This is a genomic window from Streptomyces sp. NBC_00005, assembly GCF_045160215.1.
Taxonomy (GTDB): Bacteria; Actinomycetota; Actinomycetes; order Streptomycetales; family Streptomycetaceae; genus Streptomyces.
Map to the genome: position 1 here is coordinate 487,880 of NZ_CP108316.1, position 21,296 is coordinate 509,175.

21 protein-coding genes are annotated in these 21,296 nt (G+C 71.4%); 6 read left to right on the forward strand and 15 right to left on the reverse strand.

Annotation, left to right across the window (positions count from 1 at the left end; genetic code table 11):
- Positions 1-16: 16 nt before the first annotated feature.
- Positions 17-1,579 carry an AMP-binding protein gene (locus OG303_RS02470; RefSeq protein ID WP_405864231.1) on the reverse strand — a complete coding sequence of 521 codons (1,563 nt, stop codon included), beginning with the start codon at positions 1,577-1,579 and terminating at the stop codon, positions 17-19.
- A gap of 190 nt (positions 1,580-1,769) precedes the next feature.
- On the opposite strand from OG303_RS02470, the gene OG303_RS02475 reads away from it, so the two are divergent.
- Together OG303_RS02475 and OG303_RS02480 are read left to right on the forward strand one after the other, a co-directional pair.
- On the forward strand, positions 1,770-2,813 hold the full coding sequence (locus tag OG303_RS02475) for a dihydrodipicolinate reductase (protein WP_405864233.1): 1,044 nt from the start codon (positions 1,770-1,772) through the stop codon (positions 2,811-2,813).
- Between the two features lie 141 nt (positions 2,814-2,954).
- Positions 2,955-3,860 (forward strand): LLM class F420-dependent oxidoreductase, encoded by a 906-nt coding sequence (locus tag OG303_RS02480; RefSeq protein ID WP_405864235.1) that lies wholly within the window; start codon positions 2,955-2,957, stop codon positions 3,858-3,860.
- A gap of 318 nt (positions 3,861-4,178) precedes the next feature.
- Here the strand turns inward: OG303_RS02480 and OG303_RS02485 are convergent, their stop codons facing one another.
- The 9 genes from OG303_RS02485 to mftA form a co-directional block, all read right to left on the reverse strand.
- Positions 4,179-5,009, reverse strand: coding sequence for an enoyl-CoA hydratase (locus OG303_RS02485; protein ID WP_405864237.1), 831 nt, complete (start codon positions 5,007-5,009; stop codon positions 4,179-4,181).
- A gap of 57 nt (positions 5,010-5,066) precedes the next feature.
- Complete coding sequence (locus tag OG303_RS02490) at positions 5,067-6,248, reverse strand: acyl-CoA dehydrogenase family protein (protein WP_405864239.1); 1,182 nt, start codon at positions 6,246-6,248, stop codon at positions 5,067-5,069.
- The gene (locus tag OG303_RS02495) at positions 6,232-7,239 is read right to left on the reverse strand and encodes an acyl-CoA dehydrogenase family protein (RefSeq protein ID WP_405864241.1); all 1,008 of its coding nucleotides are present in this window, start codon (positions 7,237-7,239) and stop codon (positions 6,232-6,234) included. Before OG303_RS02495 ends, OG303_RS02490 begins: the two co-directional genes overlap by 17 nt.
- 129 nt (positions 7,240-7,368) lie before the next feature.
- Positions 7,369-8,820 carry a mycofactocin biosynthesis glycosyltransferase MftF gene (gene mftF / locus OG303_RS02500; protein WP_405864243.1) on the reverse strand — a complete coding sequence of 484 codons (1,452 nt, stop codon included), beginning with the start codon at positions 8,818-8,820 and terminating at the stop codon, positions 7,369-7,371.
- On the reverse strand, positions 8,817-9,539 hold the full coding sequence (mftE, locus tag OG303_RS02505) for a mycofactocin biosynthesis peptidyl-dipeptidase MftE (protein WP_405864245.1): 723 nt from the start codon (positions 9,537-9,539) through the stop codon (positions 8,817-8,819). The genes mftF and mftE overlap by 4 nt, the downstream gene beginning before the upstream one ends.
- 19 nt (positions 9,540-9,558) lie before the next feature.
- A complete protein-coding gene (gene mftD / locus OG303_RS02510; RefSeq protein WP_405864247.1) occupies positions 9,559-10,749 on the reverse strand; it encodes a pre-mycofactocin synthase MftD in 1,191 nt (396 codons plus the stop codon).
- 35 nt (positions 10,750-10,784) lie between these two features.
- The gene (mftC, locus tag OG303_RS02515) at positions 10,785-12,062 is read right to left on the reverse strand and encodes a mycofactocin radical SAM maturase (RefSeq protein ID WP_405864249.1); all 1,278 of its coding nucleotides are present in this window, start codon (positions 12,060-12,062) and stop codon (positions 10,785-10,787) included.
- Positions 12,059-12,340, reverse strand: coding sequence for a mycofactocin biosynthesis chaperone MftB (gene mftB / locus OG303_RS02520; RefSeq protein WP_405864251.1), 282 nt, complete (start codon positions 12,338-12,340; stop codon positions 12,059-12,061). The genes mftC and mftB overlap by 4 nt, the downstream gene beginning before the upstream one ends.
- Before the next feature lie 8 nt (positions 12,341-12,348).
- Entirely contained in the window at positions 12,349-12,480 is a 132-nt protein-coding gene (gene mftA / locus OG303_RS02525; RefSeq protein WP_405864253.1) for a mycofactocin precursor MftA, read from the reverse strand.
- A gap of 168 nt (positions 12,481-12,648) precedes the next feature.
- On the opposite strand from mftA, the gene mftG reads away from it, so the two are divergent.
- Entirely contained in the window at positions 12,649-14,208 is a 1,560-nt protein-coding gene (gene mftG / locus OG303_RS02530; RefSeq protein ID WP_405864255.1) for a mycofactocin system GMC family oxidoreductase MftG, read from the forward strand.
- Between the two features lie 12 nt (positions 14,209-14,220).
- Here the strand turns inward: mftG and mftR are convergent, their stop codons facing one another.
- Entirely contained in the window at positions 14,221-14,853 is a 633-nt protein-coding gene (gene mftR, locus OG303_RS02535; protein WP_405864257.1) for a mycofactocin system transcriptional regulator, read from the reverse strand.
- Between the two features lie 157 nt (positions 14,854-15,010).
- Between mftR and OG303_RS02540 the strand changes: the two genes are divergently transcribed.
- The 3 genes from OG303_RS02540 to OG303_RS02550 all read left to right on the forward strand — a co-directional run bounded on the left by OG303_RS02540 (position 15,011) and on the right by OG303_RS02550 (position 17,721).
- Complete coding sequence (locus OG303_RS02540; RefSeq protein WP_405864259.1) at positions 15,011-15,328, forward strand: hypothetical protein; 318 nt, start codon at positions 15,011-15,013, stop codon at positions 15,326-15,328.
- Between the two features lie 50 nt (positions 15,329-15,378).
- Positions 15,379-16,815 (forward strand): aldehyde dehydrogenase family protein, encoded by a 1,437-nt coding sequence (locus OG303_RS02545; protein WP_405864261.1) that lies wholly within the window; start codon positions 15,379-15,381, stop codon positions 16,813-16,815.
- A 144-nt stretch (positions 16,816-16,959) separates the two neighbouring features.
- The gene (locus OG303_RS02550) at positions 16,960-17,721 is read left to right on the forward strand and encodes an SDR family NAD(P)-dependent oxidoreductase (protein ID WP_405864263.1); all 762 of its coding nucleotides are present in this window, start codon (positions 16,960-16,962) and stop codon (positions 17,719-17,721) included.
- A 27-nt stretch (positions 17,722-17,748) separates the two neighbouring features.
- Here the strand turns inward: OG303_RS02550 and OG303_RS02555 are convergent, their stop codons facing one another.
- From OG303_RS02555 to OG303_RS02570, 4 genes are all read right to left on the reverse strand, one after another.
- Complete coding sequence (locus OG303_RS02555) at positions 17,749-18,615, reverse strand: SDR family NAD(P)-dependent oxidoreductase (protein ID WP_405864265.1); 867 nt, start codon at positions 18,613-18,615, stop codon at positions 17,749-17,751.
- A gap of 86 nt (positions 18,616-18,701) precedes the next feature.
- Positions 18,702-19,475 carry an SDR family NAD(P)-dependent oxidoreductase gene (locus OG303_RS02560; RefSeq protein WP_405864267.1) on the reverse strand — a complete coding sequence of 258 codons (774 nt, stop codon included), beginning with the start codon at positions 19,473-19,475 and terminating at the stop codon, positions 18,702-18,704.
- A 166-nt stretch (positions 19,476-19,641) separates the two neighbouring features.
- Complete coding sequence (locus tag OG303_RS02565; protein ID WP_405864269.1) at positions 19,642-20,934, reverse strand: amidohydrolase family protein; 1,293 nt, start codon at positions 20,932-20,934, stop codon at positions 19,642-19,644.
- 39 nt (positions 20,935-20,973) lie between these two features.
- Entirely contained in the window at positions 20,974-21,294 is a 321-nt protein-coding gene (locus OG303_RS02570) for a hypothetical protein (RefSeq protein WP_405864271.1), read from the reverse strand.
- Positions 21,295-21,296: the final 2 nt, after the last annotated feature.

Consider the following 21,296-nt stretch of genomic DNA (forward strand, 5'->3'; position numbering starts at 1 on the left):
TTGGAGAATCATATTCTCACCGCAAGTTCGAGGCAATGTCCCTACGGAGCACGAACTTCTTGACCTTGCCGCTGGCGGTGCGCGGGAAATCGTCGACGGCGTGCACCTCCTCGGGCCACTTCTGGCGGGCCATCCCGGCGCTCTCGAAGTGCGCGCGCAACTCCGCCAGATCCGGGACCTGTCGGCCGGGCAGCATGCGCAGCACCGCCGCCGCGTGCTCGCCCAGCCGGGCGTCGGGGGCGGCGACCACGGCGGCCTCGGCGACTCCAGGCATGCCGAGCAGCACCTCCTCGACCTCCAGGGCGCCGATGTTCTCGCCGCCGCGGATGATGACGTCGGACTTCCGGTCGGTGATCGAGAGAATGCCGTCCGCGTCGAGGACGCCGATGTCACCGGTCCGGTACCAACCCTCGGCGTCGAAACACGACTTGGTCAGTTCGGGATCGGTGTAGCCGAGGCACAGGTCGGGTCCGCGGGTGAGGATCTCGCCGTCCTCGTCGAGCCGCAGCTCCACCCCGTCGAGCGGTGCGCCGTCCGTGTGCAGCCGAAGGCGGGCAGGGCCGTCGTGCGGGGCCCAGGTGACGGAGGGATGCTCGGTCGAGCCGTAGGAGCGGAACGCCGTGATCCCAAGCCCCTCCAGACGAGTCGTCACGGCGGACGGGACGGTGGAGCCGCCGAGCCCCGCGTACTTGAGTCTGGCCACATGCTCCGGGGAGCAGTCCGGATGGTCGAGCAGGCTCGTCATGTAGTAGGTCGCTCCCCCACCCACGACCAGGTTCTCGCGCGCGATGAGGTCGAGCGCCTGCGCCGGGTCCCAAACGTCGCCGAGGTTGACGGGCGAGCCGTCGAGCACCGGGATCAGGAACGCGTTGATCATCCCGATGAAGTGGCCGACCGGGGCCACGGTGAACTGCTTCCCCCGGTCCGGCGGGTAGGCCGCCGACAGCTGGCGCGTCTCGCACAACAGCGTCTGGTGGCTGTGCACCACGCCCTTCGGGTCGCGGGTGGTCCCGGAGGTGAAGGCGATCAGGGCGGGAGCCGCCGGGTCGACGGGCAGGGTGCCGGCCATCGGTTCGTCGGCGAGCAGGTCGTCGAAGTCGCGCCCCACGACCCCCACGGTCGGTACGGCGGCGCTGAGTTCGGGACGGAACTCCTGGTGGCCGAAGCGTTCGGCGGCGAAGAAGGCGCTCGGCCGGGTCGAGCGCAGTATGTAGCCGACCTCCTTCGGCCCGTAGAAGTGCACGATGGGCACGACGACCGCGCCGAGGAGCGCCGAGGCCCAGAACACGGCCGCCGCCTCCATCCAGTTGGGCAGCTGGAACGCGATGGTGTCGCCGGGCCCGACGCCACGCTCACGCAGCCCGGCCGCGAGTCGGCGCGCCGTCCGCTCCACGTCGCCGAAGGTGCCGGACCAGGGGCGTACCCGCGAGTGCACGCGGAACTCGGTGTCGGGGCACGTCCGCAGACGCTCCGTCAGGAGGTCTCCGAGGGTCTCGCGGGTCCACAGCCCCGTCGCCTCATAGCGCTGGGCCAGCTCCCGCGGGATCGTCCTGAGTGCGGTGACCGGGATCGTCGGCATAGGAAGAACCAACCTCCTCGTGAGATGCTCACCAATGCATGAGAATTGAACTCTCTCAGACAGAGAAGGCGAGATCCATACATCGCACACGACCACGGTTCCCACCGGCCGGGACGGTGGTCCTGATCCACTCGGCACGACAGGGCCTGCGATATTAACATTCTCCTTCTGCGAGAGTAATGTTTCCGGCATGACGGAGCCGATCCGCACGTATCGCGTCGTCCAGTGGGCGACCGGCAACATCGGGAGTCGCACGCTGCGCGGGGCCGCCGAGCATCCCCGGCTCGATCTGGTCGGCGTCCTCGTGCACAGCGCGGCGAAGGCGGGCCTGGACGCGGGTGAGTTGGGCGGCTGTGCGCCGCTCGGCGTCCGTGCCACGACCGAACTCGACGACGTCCTCGCCCTGAAGCCGGACTGCGTGCTGTACGCGCCGCTCGAACTCGACGCGGACGCCGTGTGCGCGCTCCTGGCCTCCGGGATCAACATCGTCTCCACGCGCACCGACTTCCACCACCCGGCCGCCATGGACCAGGCTCTGCGCGGCCGTGTCGAGGCGGCCTGCGACGAGGGCGGCAGCAGCATTCACAGCACCGGCAGCAGCCCCGGGTTCGTGACGGAGGCCCTGCCACTCGTGCTCGCGTCCCTGCAGCGGCGCCTCGAAGGGATGGTGGTCGAGGAGTTCGCCGATCTGTCGCGGCGTCCGTCGCCGGAGCTTCTCTTCGAGGTGATGGGATTCGGCAGCCGGCAGGAGGAGTTCGACCAGTCGCGGCTGGCCTCTTTGCGGGCGAGCTTCGCGCCGTCGCTGCGCGTGGTCGCCGACGCGCTGGGGCTGCCCGTCGAACATTCCGAGGCGCACGGCGAGTTCGCGTACGCGCGCTCTCGGACCACGATCGCCGCCGGGGTGCTCGACGCGGGGACGGTCGCCGCTCAACGCGTCACGGTCGCCTGGACCCGCGCGGGGCGGCCGGTCCTGCGGTTCCGGGCGACCTGGTACTGCACCGAGGACCTGGACCGCGACTGGGAACTGCGCGACAACGGATGGCGGTTGACCGTCGACGGCGACGCCCCGCTCGACGTGTCCATCCGCTTCCCGGTGGCTCCCGAGAACGCTGCCGCCACCTACCCCGCGTACACCGCCAACCGCGCGGTCAACGCGGTGCCTTGGGTCTGCGCGGCTCCGGCCGGGATCCTGACGACGGCGGACCTGCCGCACCTGGTGTCGCCCTTCGCCTGAGAGCGCGGGCCGCGGGCCGCTCGTACGGGGCGAGGAGACCCCACCCGTGCGTCAAGCCGCTCGCGTGGGTACGCCCTCGGCGGACCCGCCATCGGGCCGGTACAGCCGGCAGATCCGCACAGAACCGGAGGATGTGTGACGATGCGATTCCTGTTTCACTACCCGGAGGCGCACGGGCCGGACGCCGACCTGCTGGACGCCGGCCGACTCACCGACGTCGCCCGCGCCGCCGAGGAGTTCGGCTTCTCCGGCCTCTCCTTCAGTGAGCATCCGGCGCCCGGGGCTCGCTGGCTGACGCACGGCGGCCACCAGACCCTGGACCCGTTCGTCGCGCTCGGCCACGCCGCCGCCGTGACCACCCGACTGCGGCTTCTCACGTATCTGGCCGTTGCCCCGTACCGCAACCCGCTGCTGCTCGCCAAGCAGGCGGCCACACTCGACCGCCTCTCCGGCGGGCGGCTGATCCTGGGGCTCGGGGCCGGGTACCTCAAGGGCGAATACCATGCTCTGGGCGTCGACTTCGAGGAGCGCAACGCCCTGTTCGACGAGGTCCTGGACGTGCTGCCGCTGCACTGGAGCGGTGAGCCGTTCAGTTACGAGGGCCGGCACTTCAGCGCCCGTGACGTGGTCGCTCTGCCGCGCCCCGCACAGCGGCCGATCCCGATCTGGATCGGCGGCAACTCCCGCCTGAGCCGACGCCGGGCCGCGCAGCGGGCGCAGGGGTGGATGCCGATGTCGGGCGGCGCGGAACTCAGCGCGACCGCACGGACCCCCACGCTCGGCCCGCTGCCCGAACTCTCCCGGTCCATCGGCGAGGTGAGGGAGGCGGCGGCGACGGCGGGACGCGATGACGCCGTCGTCGACGTGCTGTACTCGTACCACGACGACGGCCTGACGGATCCGGCTGTCGACGCGGACCGCCACCGGGAGGCGTTCGCCGCACTGGAGAAGGCCGGGGTGACGTGGACGGTCGTGTCGTGTCCGCACCGGTCGGCGACCGCGACCCTGGAATTCCTCGAGTCGTTCGGCACGACGTACGCACGCTGAGCAGAGTTCAGGCGCCCGCTGAGACCCCACGCACGAAGAGCGTCACCGCGTGGGGCGGACGGCCTCACGGTGGAGGTGGCGGACCGGGCGGATCCAGGGGGAGTTGGCGCAGGTCTGGGAGCGGTTCGTTCCGGCCGGGCGTCGACCACCTCACCAGGTGGTCCCCGGTGCGCGGGCCGAGGCAGCCGGAGGGGTCGCCGCGCCCTGCGTCTTCCCGGTGCGCGAGGACGCCGGCCACATCACGGGCCGGGCCATAGGCGTCAACCGGACCCCGCGACGCCTGACCAGCCGACCGAGCAAGTCGCGAGGGCGCGCGGATCATGCCTGTTTGATGTGCTCCTTCATCTCGTCGAGCCGGGTCAGGACCGGATAGCCGTCCACGCTCAACGCGTTGCCGTGCCCGGTCTGATGGATGTCGAACGCCGACTGCAACGCCGAGTAGAAGCCCTGCACATCGAGCGTCTGGTTCACCGCCCGCTTGGCCTGCCGCAACCCGAACGCCGGCATCCGCGCGATCCGCTCCGCCAACTCCCGCGCCGCCACATCCAACTCCCCCAGCGGCACCACCCTGTTCACCATCCCGACCCGCTCCGCCTCCCCCGCCGTCAACGCCCGCCCCGTGAACAGGATCTCCTTCGCCTTACGCGCACCCAACTCCCACGTATGACCGTGGTACTCCACCCCACCGATCCCCATCCGCACCACCGGATCCGAGAACTCCGCGTTCTCCGCCGCCACGATCAGATCGCACGGCCAGCACAGCATCAGCCCCGCCGCGATGCACTTTCCCTGCACCGCCGCGATCGACGGCTTGGGCACATTCCGCCACCTCAACGAATAGCCCAAGTAGCGCCGCGCCTCAGTGTTGTTGATCCATTCCAGGGTCAGGTCCTTCGGTTCCGGCCAGCGGTCCTTGAGGTCGTGGCCAGCCGAGAAGTGCTTTCCATTGGCGCGCAGCACGATCACCCGCACCTCGTCGTCCTCGGCCGCACGCGTCCAGGCGGCGTCGAGTTCGTCGAGCAGCGCCATCGTCTGGGCGTTGGCCGCCTCGGGGCGGTTGAGCGTGATGGCAGCGATGCCGTCGGTCACCTCGTACAGGATCTGATCCATGGGCGTCCTCACTTCGATATGGGCGATCTCGTGGCACATGGGATTCCCCGACATGGGGAGTGTGATCCTGGCCGTCCGGCCGCAGCAGGTGCTCGCTCAGCCGCGCGGCAGGCCGAGCACGCGCTGGGCGATGATGCCGCGCTGGATCTCGGACGTGCCGCCCGCGATGGTGCCGCTGAAGCTGCGCGCATAGCGGTGGAACCAGCCGGCGGAGGCGTCGTCGTAGCCCATGTGGTAGTACGGCGCGGTACGCGTGGGGTGGATGAGTCCCTCGGGCCCGGCTGCCTCCAGGGCCCGATCCAGCGCCTCCTGCAAGGCCTCCGAGCCGAGCACCTTCAGCACGGACAGCGAGGGTACGTCCGTCTCACCGCGGGCGGCGCGCGCCAGGGCGGCCACACCGAGCAGGGTCAGTGCCTGCCGGTCCATGACCAAGGTGGCGTACCAGTCCTTCTCCAGGGGCGTGGAGGGGCGGAAGTCCCGCAGCAGATCGCTCATCCGCTCGGCGTCGCCCAGCCACATCAGGGTGCGCTCGTGGCCGAGCGAGCCGTTGGCCACGCGCCAGCCCTCGTTGAGCGGGCCGACGAGGTTCTCGGCGGGAACCCTCACGTCCTCGAAGAAGACCTCGTTGAAGTCCTTGTCCTCCGGGCCGGTGAAGGAGGCGAAGGGGCGACGGGTCACACCTGGGGTGTCGGTGGGGATCAGCAGCACGCTGATCCCCTTGTGCTTGGGGGCGTCGGGGTCGGTGCGTACGAAGGTGAGCAGGACGTCGGCGTCGTGGGCGCCGGAGGTCCACACCTTCTGACCGTTGACCGTGAAGTGGGTTCCGTCGTTCGAGAGTTGAGCGCGGGTACGCAGGGAAGCGAGGTCGCTTCCCGCGCCGGGCTCGCTCATGCCGAGGGCCGCGGTGATCTCCGCGCGCAGGATCGGCACGGCCCAGCGGTGCTGCTGCTCGCTGGTGCCGAAGGAGAGCAGGGAGGCAGCGATGATGCCGACGCCCTGCGGGTTGAAGCTGTGGAAGATGCGACGCCGGGCGAGCTCCTCCAGGTGCACGTACTGCTGCACCACGGTGGCATTGCGCCCGCCGAACTCGGGCGCGTTGCCGGGCAGCAGCCAGCCCGCCTCGAACTGGGTACGCTGCCAGCGGCGGGCCCACTCGGGCAGGTGGCTTGAGGAGCGGGAGCGTTCGACAGCCTCGGCCTCGGTCGGCAGATGCGCATCCAGGAACGCCGCGAACTCGGCCCGGAAGGAATCGACTTCGCCGTCAAAGGTCAGTCGCATGGCCATCCCCCACGATGTCGGCGATGCGAGCCCGGTGCTCGGCCGCTCCGCCGAGCAGCAGTTCGCCGGCCTTGGCCCGCTTGAGCGCGAACTGCAGATCGTTCTCCCAGGTGCTCCCCATCGCCCCGAACAGCTGGACGCCGTGCCGGAACACCAGGGCCTGGCACTCCCCCGCCGACGCCTTGGCCATGGCGGCGGCCAGGCGGCGGCGCGGGTCGTCGGCCGCGATCGCCATCATCGCGAAGTAGGCCAGCGCACGGGCCCGTTCGATCGCCACGTGCATGTCGGCCGCTTTGTGCTGGACCGCCTGGAAGGATCCGATCGGAGCGTCGAACTGGCGGCGGCCGCGGACGTGTTCAAGGGTCAGGTCGAGGATCCGGCGGCACGCGCCGACCATCGTCATCGCCAGTCCGGCGAGCGCGAGGTGGTGGGCGCGCTCCGGGTCGGCCGTGCTGCGCGCGTCCTCACCGACCCGCACTCCCTCGAACGTCACGTCGGCGACGTGCAGAAGTGGATCGAACACCGGCAAGGGGGTGACGGTGACCCGATCTGCGGGTACCACGAAGACGCCCTCGCCGGTGACGACTGCGAACCGCTCCGCCCGGTCTCCGTCGAGCACATACCTGCCGGTGCCGGTGAGGGTCAGTGCGCCTGCGGTCCGGCGGGCGTCCACCCCGGTGAAGACGGCGGTGCCGCACTGCCCGTCTCCCGTCGCCGCCGGGGCGAGCGGGGCGAACTGGGTCATGGTCGCCAGGTACGGCGTCGGATCGACCGCATGCCCCAACTCCTCAAGGACGATGCCGAGTTCGACGGCGTCCGATGGGTCGGTGAACTCGGTCCAGCCCAGCTTCCGGTAGGTGCGCCACAGCGGCGCGGGGTCGACCCCGTCGTCCGAGACCGACCGGACGAGGGCGGGCGTGCACTCCTTGGACACGGCCTCCCGGACGGTCCGTTGCCACAGTCGCTGATCCGGGTCGAACTCGAAGAGCATCTCGGCCTCCCTGCCTGCGCTCCCTCACACACCCAGGGAGAATATCATTCTCACTGAACGGAAGTAATGGTCTCGCACGACCGAACGCCCGGCCGCCCCTCGCGTGCGGGTGGAAGCGGTCGTCGGCCTTCATGCCCGCTTCTCGTTGCGCCTGGTGCGGGCGATACGGGGACGCAGAGCGGCCGTCGAGCGGCCCTTGAGTGCGGAGAGCCAGACGCCGCTGCCGTAGGCGAGGTCGTCGAGACGGCGGGCGGCGGCGTAGCGGACGGGATCGAGCCGTGTGGGGGCAGAGCGCCGTTCGAGCGATTCCAGGGCGATGTCGGTGACCGCCGCGACGGCCGTGGCCCGGCGCAACCGTCGCGATGCCACACAGCCCACGACCGTCAGCGGCCACCAGTGGCGGGTCAGCAGGGCCGCGCCCTGGGTGACGGCCGAAACGGTGCCCAGGCCGGTGAGGCGGGCGGCGTGCCACAGCGGGCGCTCGATGCCCTTCAGCCTGACGGCGTTGCGGGCGGTGGCGACGGCTGCGACGCCCCCGGCGACCGGCAGGGACCAGCGGCGCTGCGCGAGCAGGGCGACGAGGAGCGCCGCGCCCCACGGCGCGAGCACGGCGGGGGCGATGTTGCCCGGGTGTCGACGGGCGAGGGGGTGGGCGCCGGTGCCGTAGACGGCCTTGCGCCGGAACCAGTCGGCGAGATCGACCCGATGTTCGTGGGCGGCCTGCACGGAGGGTTCGTAGCGGATGCGTCCTCCGGCCGCGGTCAGCCGCCAGCACAGGTCGACGTCCTCCCCCACGCGCATCGTGGCGTCGAATCCGCCCGCGCCGGCGAGCGCTTCGGTACGCAGCACCATGCAGGCACTGGGTACCCAGGAGACGGGGGTGCCGGGGCGGACGGCGGCCGGGTGACTGCCCAGGTCGAGCGACGAGCGGGCGCTCTCGTAGCGCCCGAGCCAGCGGTCGGAGCCGACGCCGGGCAGGCCGGTGATCCGGGGCACGGACATGACGACGCCGGGGTCGGCGAAGTGCCGCAGCAGCGTGGGCACCGTGTCGGGCGCGAGCACGACGTCGGAGTCGACACATGCCACGTACGGCGTGGTGACCTCGCGCAACCCGGCGTTGCGGGCGCCCGCCGGGCCGAGGTTGTCGGCGAGTGGGATCACGCGGGCGCCGTGGCGCGCGGCGACGGCGAGGACGCGGTCGGGGTGATGCGAGGCGTCGTCGACGACGATCACCGGGTCGTCCGTCGAGGCCCGGATACTCACCAGGAGCCGGTCGAGCTGCTCGGGACGGTCGCGGACCGGGATGACGTAACTGCACACCGGGGCGCCGCCGTTGGCCGTGTCGGGCACGGGTGGCAGGGCGGTGACGACGGGGTGGGCGATGCCGGTGTCGAGCAGCCGGTCGGCGAGGACGGCGCCCGCCCGGTCGCGCACACGCAGTGTGCGCGCGGACGGCAGCCGGCGGGCCCGTGGTGTCAGCCGCATCAGGCGGGTCGGATACCCGCCGAGGAGCGCGCGCCCGCCGTCGAGGACGCGGGTGTGCCGGTCAAGGGCCACGACATAGCCGTACGGGAGTGTCACGCCTCCCCCGCTCCCTGCCGAGCGGCCGTACGGAACGGGTCGACGAGGCGGCCTCGGAAGTCCGCGAGGTCCGCGGTGACGAGGCGTACGGCCCTCGACACCATCACCTCGACCAGGGCCCGGCCCTCCTCTGCGGTGGCGCCGGTCGGGTCGCCGAGCACGCCGTTCGGGGAGACGGCTCGCACGCCGTGGGCCATGAGGAGGGGCAGCAGTTCGGGCAGGGGGCGCGTGTCGCCGGGGGCCGCCTCGGACATCCGGACGTCGTCCGGGGCGAGGTGCAGCATGACGGAGGTCTCGGTGCGGCCTGCGTGGGCGTCGCCGCCGGGTGGGTCGCAGCCGAGCCAGGACACGTCGTGCCCCTCGTCGCGGAGTTGGGCGCAGGCCGCGTCGAGGGAGGTGACGTTGCCGCCGTGACCGTTGACGAACACGACGCGGCCCGCCCACAGGGACAGTGACCGTACCGTCTCCACCAGGACGGCGCGCAGTGCCTCGTGGCCGACGGAGAGGGTGCCGGGGAAGCCGGCGTGCTCGCCGCTGGCGCCATAGGCGATGGTGGGCGCCAACACACCGTCGTACGTGGGGAGTTGCCGCAGCGTCGCGCGGGCCACGGATTCGGCGACAGTGCTGTCCGTGTGGAGGGGCAGATGCGGCCCGTGCTGTTCGGTGGAGCCGACGGGTACGAGGACCAGGGCCCTCTCGGGCACCGTCGGCCATGCCATGCACGCCAGCTCCACCGGTTCACCGCGGGGCACGCGGCACACCGAGGGTGCGGGTGAAGCCGTCCGGGATCACCAGGTCGTCCGGGCCGAGGTCGTCGACGGACGCGTGCCCCAGACCGAGCACGGCGGAGTCGAGGCCGCCGCGCAGGATGTCCAGGACGTTCTCCACTCCTGCCTGCCCGTTCGCGGCCAGACCCCACAGGTAGGCGCGGCCGATGAGGACGGCGCGGGCGCCGAGGGCGAGGGCCTTGGCGACGTCGCCGCCGCGCCGGACGCCGCCGTCCAGAAGCACCTCGATCTCGTCACCGACCGCCTCGGCGATGGACGGCAGCAGCCGGATCGTCGCGGGGGTCGTGTCCAGGTTGTTGCCGCCGTGGTTGGAGACCGAGATGCCGGCGACTCCCGCGTCGACGGCCCGCTTGGCGTCGTCGACCCGTGACACTCCCTTGAGCAGGAGCGGGCCGCCCCACTCCGTGCGCAGCCACTTCACATCGTCCCAGGTGGGCGGCGGCGTCTGCATCCACTCGCCGTAGGCGCCGAAGAAGGTGGGCGCGACGCCGCCCGGCTCCTGGAGGTTGGGGGCGGTCAGGTCGGGGATGCGCCGCGCCCGGGCGAACGCCAGGAGCCAGCGCGGGTGCGGCAGCACGTCCGGCGCGAACCGCAGCGCCGTCCTGACGTCGACGCGCTCCGGGACGGGCGGGCTGCCCCAGTCACGGCCGTTGGAGAACGACCAGTCCAGGGTGACGATGAGCGCCTTGGCTCCGGCGGCCCTGGCCCGCTCCATGCGCTGCGTCATGAGGTCGCGGGTGCCCATCCAGTACATCTGGTAGAAGGTGTTCGCGCCGGTCCCGACGACCTCCTCGACGGGCTTGCTCGCGAACGAGCTGAGGCCCATGACCACACCCCGGTTCGCGGCGGCGCGGGCGACGGCCACCTCGCCGTCGGGGTGGACCGCCTGCACGCCGGTGGGCGAGATGAGGACCGGCATCGAGGACTCCACGCCGAGCACGGTCGTGGACAGGTTCCGTTCGGCCTGGTGGCCCACCACCCGTGGGGCGAAGCCGAGTTCGGCGAACGCGCCGATGTTGTCGGCGATGGTGCGGCCACGCTCGGAGCCGGCCACGAGGGAGCCGTAGACCGTGCTCGGCAGATACTTCTTCGCGCGGCGCTGCGCCTCCGCGACGGTTTCGAACCAGGGGTTTCTTCCCATGAGGCGGCTCTCTCTCGATCAGGGGCGGCCGAGACCTACGTCCGGCCAGGGCCAAACGTCGAGCCAGGGCCCCGCGTCGGGTCCAGGCCTGCCAGGGGGTCCTCGTCGCAGTCGGCGACCGGCGGCCGGCCGAGGTCGGGGCGCCGGGTGAGGACGAGGTCGACGGGACCGGTGCCGTTGTGGGCGGCGCGGGGCGATGTGTGGTGGGAGTGATCGCCGGACGGTTTGGGCACGGTGGCGCCGCGCTCGGCGAGCAGCCGCTCGCCGTGGCCTTGCACACACTCCGGGTCGGGGCCGTCCAGCGGCAGGCCGGTGAAGAACTTGGCGGCCATGCAGCCGCCCTTGCAGGTGTCGTAGAACGCGCAGGAGGTGCAGGCCCCGCCCTGCTGCGGCTCGCGCAGCCGCCGGAACAGCGGTGCCCCGCGCCACACGCCCTTGAAGCCGCCAAAGTCGCGGACGCTGCCCGCGAGGAACTCGTCGTGGATGGCGAACGGGCAGGCGTACACGTCACCCACCGGGTCGATCAGGCACACCACGCGACCCGCCCCGCACAGGTTGAGCCCGGGCAGGGCCTGCCCGTAGGCGGACAGGTGGAAGAAGGAGTCGCCGGTGAGGACCTGCTCCCCGTGCGCCAACAGCCAGTCGTAGAGCTGTCGTTGCTGCTCGGGCCGCGGGTGCAGGTCGTCCCACACATCGGCGCCCCGGCCGGAGGGACGAAGACGGGTCAGCCGCAGCTGGGCGCCGTACCGGTCGGCGAGGACCTTGAAGTCGTCCAGCTGCGGGATGTTGTGCCGGGTGCAGACGACGGAGAGCTTGAAGTTCTTAAGCCCCGCGTCGGCGAGGTGTCCCATGGCGCGCAGTGCGGTGTCGTACGAACCGTCCCCGCGCACCGCGTCGTTGACCTCGGCGGTCGCGCCGTCGAGGGAGATCTGTACGTCGACGTAGTCGTTCGCGGCGAGCCGCCGGGCCACGTCCGGGGTGATGCGCACGCCGTTGGTGGAGAACTTGACGCCGACGCGGTGGACGGTGGCGTAGTCGAGCAGCTCGAAGAAGTCGGGGCGGACGGTCGGTTCACCGCCGCCGATGTTGACGTAGAAGACCTGCATGGCCTCCAGTTCGTCGATGACGGCCTTGGCCTCGGCGGTGGTCAGCTCGCGCGGGTCGCGCCGCCCAGAACTGGACAGACAGTGGGTGCAGGACAGGTTGCAGGCGTAGGTGAGTTCCCAGGTGAGGCAGATCGGGGCGTCCAGGCCGTGCTCGAAGAGGTCCACGAGACGCTCACCGGGCTTGGTCCGCACGGGAGTTGAGGTCATGGGGTCGGGGTCCTTTCGACCAACATCGACGACCGGGCCAGGGTCGCCAGGGACCGCGCGTACCGCGCCGCGTCCTCGTCGTCGGCTCCGGCGGCCGTGCAGGCGGCACGCGCGGTGGGCGCCGTCGCGAGTGCCTGGACAACCGCGAGCAGACCGCGGTCCTTGAGGAAGGACAGCTTGCGGGTGCCGAAGTGATAGAGCAGAGCGCCGAAGGGTTCCGGGCGGACCGATACCTGCGGGTGCAGGTCCCAGGCGCGGTCCAGGTCGAGGGGCGCCATCGGGGCGGTCAGTAGACGCCGCACATGCCGTCGATCGAGACCTCCTCGACCAGTTCGTCGGCCTCGATGACGGGTTCGTCGGCCGGCGCCGCCTCGACGGCGGGACGCGCTTCGGTGGTGGTGGGGTCGAATTCGTTCATGGCGGATCTCCCTTGTGGATGCGGGCAGTTGGGGCCCACGGACGGAGACGCGGTCGCGAACGATGGTATTGGCATGGGATGCCAATAGGAAGATATTGGAAACGAGATTCTCAATATGGGAGACGAGGGCTTGCGCCCAGGCCGCGGAGCGGGCTTGGATCGCGGCCCATGAAGCGTCTCCAGCGCCCCGATGTCGTCGTGGTCGGCGGAGGTGGCTCCGGTGCCGTGCTCGCGGCGCGGCTGAGCGAGGACGCGGACCGCACCGTGCTGCTCCTCGAGGCGGGCGCGGTGCCCCGCGGAGCCGCCGAGTTCGGTCCGGCGCTGCTCGACGCATGCCGCATACCGGGCGCCCAGCCGGATCACCCCGCGACCCGCACCCACACCGTCCGGCTCACCCCACGGCGTCCGTGGCAGGTCCCGCGCGGAGCCGTCCTCGGCGGCTCCACAACGGTCAACGGCGGCTACTTCGTCCGCGCCCGCCGGGCGGACTTCGACCGGTGGGCCGCCGCGGGCAACCCCGCCTGGTCCTACGACCGCGTACTGCCGCTGCTGCGCACCCTGGAGACCGACCTGGACCTCGGTCCGAGCGCCGCGCACGGAGACCGCGGCCCGATGTGGGTCACGCGCGGGCGCCTCGACCATCCGGCCGCCGCGGCCTTCCGCGACGCCGCCCGCACCCTCGGCTTTCCCGCGGAGCCCGACAAGAACGGTGACGCGGCGCCCGGTTTCGGCCCCGTCCCCGGCAACTCCGTCGACGGCATCCGCCGCAACACCGGGCTCGGCTATCTGCCGCCCGAGGTGCGGGAGCGCCCCAACCTGACGGTTCTGGGCGGCTGTTCGGCCCGCCGGGTGGTCGTCGAGCGCGGGCGTGCCACGGGAGTCGAGGTCGAGCATGACGGCACGCGGGCCACCATCGAGGCGGGCTCCGTGGTGCTCAGCGCGGGGGCGCTCACCACGCCCCATCTGCTGCTGCTCTCCGGCATCGGGCCCCGCGCGGACCTCGAACGCTGCGGCATCCCGGTCGTCCGGGACGCCCCGGCCGTCGGCGCCCGCCTCGGCGACCATCCCCAACTCGCCCTGGACTGGCCACTTCACGAGGACCTCGCCGCTCCCGCCGACAACTGGCTCGGCGGCTGTCTGCATCTGTCGTCCGATGCCGCGGGCGGGCCCGGCGACGTGGAGATCCTCCAGACGCTGATCCCCATGGCCGGGCTTGTCGTCGGCGCCGTGAGCGCCCCCGGCGCTCCGCTGTCCTTCCTCGCTTCGGTGCAGACGCCCCGGCCCACCGGCCGACTGCGTCTGCGGTCGTGCGACCCGGCCGTGCCTTTGACCATCGACTACGACTACCTGAGCGACCCCGAGGTCCTTCGCCGGCTGCGCACGGCCGTCCGCGTCACCGGCGACCTCCTCGGCACCCCGCCCTTCACCGACCTCTCCCCCGGCCTGGCGGCCCCGCTCCGTGCCGTCCTCGACGACGACCGCGCGCTCGACGACTGGATCGGCGATCATCTCGGTACGGCCCAGCACACCTGCGGCACTGTCCCGATGGGGCCCGCCGACGCCCCGGGGACTGCGGCGGTCGACCAGTTCGGGCGGGTGCACGGGGTCCACGGACTGCGTGTCGCGGACACGTCCATGCTCCCGCACACACCGCACCGCGGTCCCGCGGCGACCGCCGTCCTCATCGGGGAACTCGTCGCCGACGCCATCCGGCACGAGCGGGCCTGATCCGGCCGGACGCTACCCGGCCGGGGGTGGGGCGACCGCTCCGAGCCCGTCGTCGAGTCGCCGGATCGCCCGGTCGAGGAGGGCGCTCAACTCAGCGTCCTCGCACGCCAGCCAGTGCTCATACGCGGTGACGGCCGCGGCGAGGAGCGCGTGCCCGAAGAGCCGGGGCAGCACGTCGGACACTGGCAGGCCGAGGCGCCGCGCCACGAACTCGGTGACGATCGCACGCCAGGAGGCGTAGCGCAGGGTGGCGTCGGCCTGGAGGGTGGGCACGGTCAGGATGAGGTCCATGCGCTGGCGATGCCAGGGCACCACGGTGGCGTCGAACCGGTTGAACTCCACGACCGCCGAACGCAGGGCCGCCATGACCGGGACGGCCGGGTCCGCGCCGTCCAACAACTCCCGGAATCCGGCCAGTTGCTGCTCGAAGTCGCCCCACACCAGATCGGCCTTGGAGGCGAAGTAGCGGAAGAAGGTGCGCCGGCCGATGCCGGCCGCCGCGGCGATGTCGTCGACCGTGGTGGCGTCGAAGCCCTGCCGCGCGAACAGTTCGAAGCCGAACCGCTCCAGGTCGGCCCGCGACGTGGCGCGCGGGCGACCGCCCCTGGCCGGCCGGGTGGCGACGCCGCTGGGCGGTGACTCCACATCCGCTCCTTCCCCCGGCGCTCCAACATACCGCCGCCCGGCGCCGACGACACCCAGGACAGGATCTCGCGAGAACAGGGTTCTCCTCATAGAGAAATGCGGATACCATCCAGACGTTCGTGCGCCCTCCCGTCCATCGAAGGAGAGGCCCCAGGCCATGACCGGATACATCCTCCACGTCGAGTCCCGGCCCGTCGGCGACGAGGTCCTGGACGAGTTCAACCGCTGGTACGAGGAGGTCCACCTGCCCGAGGTGGTGGCGCTCGACGGCTTCGTGTCGGCCGTCCGCTACTCCCCGGTGAAGAGGGGCGGGCCCTACATCACCCACTACGCCATCGAGGGCGACCCCGAGCTGGCGGTCAAGAACGTCACCGCTGCCGCGGCCGACGGCAGGCTGCGGATGTCCGACACCGTGAGCATGGATCCGGTGCCGCGCGTGCAGATCATGAAAGTCGCCGTGGAGTACCGCCCCTGACGCGGACTCGACTCGCCAGAAACCGACTTCGCCGCAGGCAAGGGGGCAGGATGCCACGCCAACTCATCGACGGACGGCTCGTGGAGGCCGACGCGAGGTACGCCTCGCTCAACCCGGCCACCGGGGAGGTGCTCGGGCACGCGCCCGACGCCACCGACGAGCAGGCACGGGCGGCGGTCGCCGCCGCCCGCAAGGCCTTCGACACCACCGCATGGGCCACCGACACGGACCTGCGCCGCCGGTGCCTGGACCAGCTGCACAACGCCCTGGTCGAACATCGCGAGGAATTCCGCGAGTTGACGATCGCGGACGCCGGATCACCGCGCATGCTGACCCACGCCGCGCAGCTGGACGAACCGATCGAGCTGGTGCGGTACTACGCAGACCTGCTCAAGAACCACTCCTTCGTCGATGACATGGGTGTGGTCGAGTACCAGGGGCAGCGGCACCACCGCTGGGTGGAGTGGGAGGCCGGCGGGGTCGCCGCGGCGATCATCCCGTACAACTACCCCAACCAGCTGGCGTTCGCGAAGCTCGCGCCCGCACTCGCCGCAGGGTGCACGCTGGTGCTCAAGGCCGCGCCGGACACCCCGCTGGTGACCTTGGCGCTCGGCGAACTCATCGCGGAGCACACCGAGATCCCGGCTGGTGTGGTGAACGTGCTCTCGTCGTCTCGGGCCTCGGTCGGCGAGATCCTCACCACCCACCCCGACGTCGACCTGGTGAGCTTCACCGGGGCCAGCCCGACCGGGCGGCGCGTCATGGCGGCGGCGAGCGACACGGTCAAGCGGGTCTTCCTCGAACTCGGCGGCAAGTCCGCCCTCGTGGTGCTCGACGACGCCGACGTCAAGGGCACGGCGACCTACGCGGCGTACATGATCTGCCTGCACTCCGGACAGGCCTGCGCGATCACCTCGCGGATGCTGGTGCCGCGCCGCCACCACGACGCCATCGTGGAGCAGGTCGCCAAGCGGATGGAGCGTGTACGCGTCGGCGACCCGAACGACCCCAAGACGTACATGGGCCCGCTCATCAGCGAGCGGCAGCGCGACAAGGTCGACGGCATGGTGCAACGGGCCGTGGCGGCCGGTGCCACGCTCGTCACCGGCGGCCGGAAGATCGACCCCGGCTTCTTCTACGCGCCGACGCTGCTCACGGGTGTCGACCCGGACAGCGAGATCGCCCAGGAGGAGGTGTTCGGCCCGGTCCTCGCGGTGATCCCGTACGACGACGATGACGACGCGGTGCGCATCGCGAACAACTCCGTCTACGGGCTTTCCGGGGCGGTGCAGAGCGCCGACCGGGAGCGGGCCCTCGCGGTGGCGCGGCGGATCCGCACCGGCACCTTCAGCATCAACGGCGGCAACTACTTCTTCTCCGACACCCCGTTCGGCGGCTACAAGCAGTCCGGCATCGGCCGGGAGAAGGGCGTCGCCGGGCTCGAGGAGTTCCTCGAGCGCAAGACCTTCGGCGAAGTCGTGGGCTGAGAAGGCGAGTTGACGAGGCCGTCGGCGCCGGGGCGGCCTGGTGATCCGGGACGGCACCGGGGTGCCGAACCGGGCGCCGCGCTACGAGCAGCCGTTGTCGCGGCTGATGCACTGCATATCCCTCGCGGGCGAGGAGGCCATCGCGTGAGCGGGACCGCACGACGTACAGCACTGGTCACCGGCGCAGGTTCGGGCATAGGGCGGGCCATCGCGCTGCGGCTCGCCTCGGACGGGTTCGCCACCGCCGTCCTCGACCTGAACAAGGAGAGCGCCGCGGCGGTGGCCGAGGAGGCCCGTGCGAGCGGGCACGAGGCGATCGCCGTCGGCGGGGTCGACGTCTGCGACCGGGCGCAGGTCAATGCCGCGGTCGAGGAGGTCCGGGGCGCGCTCGGGCCCGTCCTGGTGCTGGTCAACAACGCCGGGAAGACGGGCTTCAAGGATTTCCTGAACATCACCGACGACTCGTGGGACCACATGATGGCGGTGAACCTGAGAGGCCCGTTCTACTGCTGCCAGGCCGTCATCCCCGGCATGGTCGACGCCGGCTGGGGCCGCATCGTCAACATCTCGTCGTCCAGCGCGCAATCGGGCCAGCAGTACATGACGCACTACGTCGCGTCGAAGTCGGGCCTGGTCGGTCTCACCAAGTCCCTGGCCCTGGAGTTCGGCCCGGCGGGCATCACGGTCAACACCGTCCCGCCCGGATTCGTGGACACCCCGATGCTGCGCGGCTCGGAGAAGCGGGGGCTGCTCGGCAGCAAGGTCGAGGACATCGCGGCGGTCACTCCGGTACGGCGGGCCGGACGCCCGGAGGACATCGCGGCGGCCTGCGCGTTCCTGGTGTCCGACGAGGCCGGGTACGTCACGGGGCAGAGCATCGGGGTCAACGGGGGCCGCAACACCTGATGGGCCTCCCGCGAAGGGGCGCCGGTCTCAGGGCCGGTGCCCCTTCAGCACGTCCGACGGCACGTGGTTGGCCCAGCCGGTGCCGGGCCAGTTGAACCAGCCCGCGGAGGCGTGCGTGCCGCCGTCCGGGTGGAGGGTGGTGCCGGTGACGTACGAGGAGAGCGCCGAGGCGAGGAAGACGACGCAGCCGGACACGTCCTGCGGGCGGCCCACGCGCCCCATGGGGATGGCGGCGGCGAGTGCTTCGGGGGTGGCGAGCGGTGCGTCGTCGTGGCTCGCGAGCTGTCGCAGGCTCGGGGTGGGCACGTAGTCGGGGGCGACGTTGTTGACGCGGATGCCGTCGGGGGCGAGTTCGACGGCGAGGGTGCGGGCGAACTGTTCGACGGCGGCCTTCGCGGCGGCGTACACGGCGAACCCGGGGGCGGCGCGGTGGGCCTCGATGGTGGTGAGGTTGACGATGCTGCCGCCTCTGCCGCCGGCCTGGATGCGCGGCACGGCGAGGGAGCAGGCGTGCAGGACGTGGCTGAGGTTGGCGCGGATCAGCGCGTCCCACCCCTTGGGACGGGTGGCGGTGAAGGGAGCGCGGAAGGTGCCGCCGACGACGTTGACGAGGGTGTCGAGGCGGCCCCACCGCTCCTCGGCGGCCATGAACAGGCGTTCCAGGTCGGCCGGTTCACGGGCGTCGCCGGTGTGCACAAGGGTGTCGTGACCCGTGTCCTCCAGGGCGCCTCGCAGGGCGTGCGCGGCATCCGTGTCGCAGTCCAGGACGGCGGTGCGCACGCCCACGGCGGCCAGGTCGCGGACGATCGCCCCGCCGAGCGCGCCCGCGCCGCCGGTGATCACGGCGACGGTGTCGGCGAGGCCCGCCCGCCCGGTGAACCAGTCGTCCGTCATCAGACCTCCCTTGTATGTGGCGGGGGCGCGCCGGGTGAGCGGCTCCATGGCCCTCCCCCTCAGCTCGGCCGAATGTGGCCCGGATGTCAGATGACCAGGCCGCCGTCGACCGGCAGGATCTGCCCGGTGACGAAGGACGCGGCGTCGGAGGCGAGGAACACGAAGGCCGGTGCCACCTCGTCCGGTTCGGCCCAACGGCCCAGCGGGATGCGGGCGAGCATGCCGGGGGCGAACTTCTCGTTCGTGCGGATGGTGCTGGTCATGGGCGTCGCCGCGAGTGGGGCGAGCGCGTTGACGAGGATGTTCCTGCGGGCCAGTTCGCGGGCGAGAGACTTGGTCAGGCCGATGATGCCGGCTTTGGCGGCGGAGTAGTTGACCTGACCAAGGGTGCCGGTGAGGCCCGCCGACGAGGTGACGTTGATGATGCGTCCGGTGCCGTCGTCGGGGAGGCGGGCGAGTGCGGCCTGGGAGCATCGGAAGGCGCCCAGGACATGGATGTCGATCAGCTTGCGGACACTGTCCTCGGTGAGCTTGGGGAACATGGCGGGCTCGGTGATCCCGGCGTTGTTCACCAGGATGTGCAGGGTGCCGTCCGCGAGTGCGGCGGCCCGGGCCACGGCCTCGTCCGCCGCCGCACGGTCCCGTACGTCGAGCGCCGCGCTGTCGGCCTTGCCACCGTCCGTGCGGATCGCGGCCGCGGTGTCCGCCGCGGCGTCGCCGTCGACGTCGGTGACGAGGACGGCGGCACCGGCCGCGGCCAGCGCCCTGGCCACGGCGGCACCGATGCCTCCGGTGGCGCCGGCGCCCGTGATCAGGGCCGAGCGGCCGGTCAGGTCGAACGGGCCTTTGGATGTGGGCATGCGTGGTCCTTGGGGTTGGCTTCGGCTGGGGTGCTCCACCGGGCTTCCACGGGTTACCGCGCCATGTGCCGGGAAGTCCGCGGGTGATCCGTGGCTGGGCGCGCCCCGCGGCGGAGCCGCTGATCGATACGGCCCCGCGCCCCTTCGGGCGCGGGGCATGACGCGGTCACTTGGAGGCCGCGGTCGCCGCCCTTGCCCGCTGCCGGAACGACTCCAGCTTCGCCGCCGGGGCGACGACCTGCCTGCTGCGCGGCTGGACTGAGACGTCGTGGCCCGCCGCACGCCGGCGCAGCGCACCGACCGTGGCGTCCTCCTTCTTGATGTGCTCGAAGGGGTCGAAGGAGTACCAGCGCATGGCGTTCTGGTACGTCATCTTGTTCGTGTCCTCGTCGGGCACGCCGTGGGCGGTGAGGACGCCGTGCAGTTCCTCGGGGGCGTGGGGCCACATCGAGTCGCTGTGCGGGTAGTCCGCCTCCCAGCAGATGTTGTCGATGCCGATCTCGTGGCGCAGCTTCACGCCGATGGGGTCGCTGATAAAGCACGTGAGGAAGTGCTCACGGAACACCTCGCTGGGCAGCTTGCCGCCGAAGTCCTGCAGGGTCCAGGTGGCGTGCATCTCGAAGGTGCGGTCGATGCGTTCCAGGAAGTACGGGATCCAGCCGGTGCCGCCCTCGGACAGCGCGATCTTCAGCGGGTACTCCTTGACCGGACGCGACCAGATCAGGTCGGCGGCGGCCTGCACCAGGTTGAGCGGCTGCAGCGTGATCATCGTGTCCGGCGGGGAGTCCGCGGACGGGATCGCGAGCCTCCCGGACGAACCGATGTGCAGGTTCATCACCATGTCGGTGTCGCACAGGGCGGCCCACAGCGGGTTCCAGTACTCGTCGTGGAAGCTGGGGAAGCCCATGGCGGCCGGGTTCTCGGTGAAGGTCAGCGAGTGGCAGCCCTTCTCGGCGACCCGGCGGACCTCCTTGACGCAGGCGTCGACGTCCCAGATGGCGGGCAGTGCCATGGGGATGAACCGGCCGGGATAGGCGGCACACCACTCGTCGATGTGCCAGTCGTTGTAGGCGCGCACCAGCGCGTACGAGAGGTCGCTGTTCTCGGTCTCGAAGAGGCGGGCGGCGAAGCCGGGGAACGAGGGGAAGTTCATCTGGGCGAGGACTCCGCCGGCGTCCATGTCCTTGACGCGTTCGTGGACGTCGTAGCAGCCGGGCCGGATCTCGTCGAGACCCTGGGGCTCCAGGCCGTACTCCTCCTTGGGCCGCCCCGCCACGGCGTTGAGGGCGACGTTGGGCAGGACGGAGTCACGGAACCGCCACACGTCGGTGCCGTCCTCGCGGTGCTCGATCCGGGGAGCGTCGTCCCGGTACCTGGCCGGGAGGTGGTTCACGAACATGTCGGGCGGCTCGATGATGTGGTCGTCGACGCTGATGAGTATGAGGTCGTCCTGGTGCATGGCCCGGTGCCTTCCGTCCGAGAGGTCAGTGCGTCGGTCTCAGTCCGACGCGGGCAGTGCCTTGGCCGCCTTGCGGGTCATCGGGGTGCCGTCGCAGCCGAGTTCGCCGACTCCGGAGGCGGTGCAGAGCAGCTCGACCGTGCCGTCCGCGTCCGTGTACCGCTTGCCGATGAGGGTGACGGGCTTGGCGGCCGGGCCGCCGGACGCCGGTGCCGCGGAGTCGGCCACGACCATGGGTTCGCCCCCGCAGGTGACCTGGGGGATGCGGTCGGCCGGTGCTCGGATCACGATCACTCGAACTCCGCAGACGGTACTGGCCAGTTGAAGGCCGGGGCGCAGTTCCCGGACAGCTGACGTCATCG